Source organism: Escherichia sp. Lx600-2, assembly GCF_036662595.1.
Classification (GTDB): Bacteria; Pseudomonadota; Gammaproteobacteria; order Enterobacterales; family Enterobacteriaceae; genus Escherichia; species Escherichia coli.
The window spans coordinates 1-2733 of sequence record NZ_JAYQWM010000186.1 but is presented as its reverse complement, the minus strand read 5'-3'; the positions used below and the strand labels follow the sequence as shown (position 1 = coordinate 2733).

The window sequence follows — 2733 nt, the reverse complement described above, 5'->3', positions numbered from 1 at the left end:
AAGATATGGTTCGAATCAAGAGCTTAAATTTTAAATTCTCACGGATAACTAGCCTGTCATTTTTTGTTTTTTCGCATAGCGACACCAATTTATAGAGGTGAAATGATTACATGAGTAAACTTATTATCTCCGGTAATCCTGGCATGTTTCTTCGTGATATTGGTGCTGAGTACCAGGAAGCCGCCAAAAATTTCATGCAGTTCCTTAATGACCAGGGCGCTTACTCACCTAATACACTGCGCGATCTGCGCCAGGTCTTTCACTCCTGGGCGCGTTGGTGTCACGCTCGTGGTCTTGCGTGGTTTCCGATCTCCCCGGAAGCTGCCCGCGAATACCTGCTTCAACTGCATGATGCGGATCTGGCTTCAACCACCATTGAAAAGCATTACGCCATGCTCAATATGCTGTTGTCACAATGCGGACTGCCGCAACTCTCTGATGACAAAAGCGTATCCCTGGCGATGCGGCGCATCCGGCGCGAAGCTGCAACCGAAAAAGGCGAACGCACAGGCCAGGCAGTGCCCCTGCGCTGGGATGACCTGAAACTTCTCGACGTGCTGCTCTCCCGCTCTGACAGGCTGGTGGATCTACGCAACCGGGCTTTTCTGTTCCTGGCCTACAATACCCTGTTGCGTATGGCTGAAATGTCCCGCGTGCGTGTTCGCGATCTGGAACAGACTGGTGACACTGTAACGCTTCACGTATCCCACACCAAAACCATCACGACCGCCGCCGGACTTGATAAGGTGCTCTCCCGCCGGACAACTGCGGTTCTCAATGACTGGCTGGACGCGTCCGGACTACGTGATCACCCGGATGCGATACTTTTCCCGCCAGTACACCGGAGCAACAAAGCGCGGATCACCACCACGCCACTAACCGCGCCCGCGATGGAGAAGATTTTCAGTGACGCCTGGGCGCTGCTGGGTAAGAGTGATGCCACCCCCAATAAAGGCCGTTACCGGACGTGGACAGGCCACAGTGCGCGTGTTGGTGCTGCCATAGATATGGCTGAAAAACAGGTGTCTATGGTTGAAATTATGCAGGAAGGTACATGGAAGAAGCCCGAAACACTGATGCGTTATCTTCGCCGTGGCGGTGTGACAGTAGGTTCCAATAGCCGCCTCATGGATTCATGAGATTAAATTTCTAACACCCTTTTTTAACACTGCATTTTACTGTAAAGTACGCCTGTTTTTTCTGGGGGTGCTTTGCAGAGTCGTATCACGGAATCAAGGCGTTTCACGGTTGACGGTTACACCGTAACCTTTGCTGCTGGCGTTAAGCGCGGCGAAGCTGTCGTGGTGTTCGGAATCATGACAGGGCTTGAGACCGTACCTGTACTTACCCTCGAAAAGAAATGGGGATGTTTCAGGCCATTCACCATCTATTGCCAGAAAGTCCGAAGGAAAACCTGTCACTGCATACTGCCAGACAGAAGATTAAAGATGGTTACGCAACGGTATGTCGTCGTTCTTCCTGGCATGAAGATGTATGGGTGTGGCCTGAATGCGGATCAAGGAAAAACTGGCGAACTATTCGTGACGGAAAAATCCATGCTATTGACTTAACACCAGAAGACGTGGTTGCTATAAACTGGATTGTTAGTTAATTGAAACCGCCCCGGCACCGCCGGGGCTTTGACTGTCAAACATACGAACTAACAGTCTAATGAATAACGTGAAAATGCTTAAAGCTCGCCTGATCGCTGCTTTTCAAGCACAGATTTAACATTTGGCGCTTTCCCTTTAAAAGAGTGGAAAGCGCCACATTTTTCTGTCTTGGGGTTTGAGGGCCAATGGAACGAAAACGTACGTTAAGGAGATAATTCGTTGTTTATATTTAAATTTAGAGCTCTCAGCTCTCCTTTTAAAATATCCTCTGGCAGTGTGAATGTATAATGGCCCAACATATTGATATGCCCGTGCATCAGGGGAGATAGCCGAGCGATATCTTCATCTATAATTTCTTCTCCATTACGGCGCATCCAGCTCAACACTTCCTGCATATAGAGCGTGTTCCACAGAACCACTGCATTAGTAACCAGGCCCAGAGCCCCCAGTTGATCTTCCTGCCCTTCACGATAACGCTTTCTGATCTCTCCGCGTTGTCCGTAACAAATCGCACGAGCCACAGCGTGGCGGCCTTCTCCTCGATTGAGCTGCGTCAGGATCCGCCGACGATAATCTTCATCATCAATATAATTGAGGAGATATAGCGTTTTGTTTACACGCCCTACTTCCATAATTGCCTGTGCCAGTCCTGATGGGCGCGAGCTTTTCAGTAAAGAGCGAATAAGTTCTGACGCATGAATTGTACCCAACTTCAGCGAACCAGCGGCTCGCATCATCTCATCCCACTGACTCTCCGCTTTTGACAGATCTGCATATCCTCGGGCCAACTTATCCAGTACTCCGTAGTTTGCCGATTTATTCACCCGCCAGAACACCGCTTCACCTGCATCGGCAAGCCGGGGGGAAAACTGATACCCCAGTAGCCAGAACAGACCGAAAATAATATCGCTGCTACCCGCAGTGTCTGTCATGATCTCAACTGGATTCAGCCCTGTCTGCTGCTCAAGAAGTCCTTCCAGTACAAAAATCGAATCCCGTAATGTACCGGGTACCACAATGCCATGAAAACCAGAGTACTGATCAGATAGGGGAGCCCGCAGAATTCGGAAAAAATCGTACGCTAAGGTTTTCCGGGCATCCGTAAGGGCCGAAACTTCCC

General features: G+C 49.8%; 3 protein-coding genes. 2 read left to right on the top strand and 1 reads right to left on the bottom strand.

All coding sequences use genetic code 11. From position 1 onward, the window contains the following. The first annotated feature begins 110 nt into the window (after nucleotides 1-110). Nucleotides 111-1139, top strand: coding sequence for a tyrosine-type recombinase/integrase (locus OQV04_RS24155; RefSeq protein WP_039022294.1), 1029 nt, complete (start codon nucleotides 111-113; stop codon nucleotides 1137-1139). A gap of 227 nt (nucleotides 1140-1366) precedes the next feature. Beyond that, on the top strand, nucleotides 1367-1612 hold the full coding sequence (locus OQV04_RS24150; RefSeq protein ID WP_072037363.1) for a transcriptional regulator: 246 nt from the start codon (nucleotides 1367-1369) through the stop codon (nucleotides 1610-1612). A 204-nt stretch (nucleotides 1613-1816) separates the two neighbouring features. On the opposite strand, the gene OQV04_RS24145 is transcribed toward OQV04_RS24150, so the two are convergent. Further along, a partial coding sequence (locus OQV04_RS24145) for a transposase (protein ID WP_247965376.1) occupies nucleotides 1817-2733 on the bottom strand: 917 nt, incomplete at its 5' end.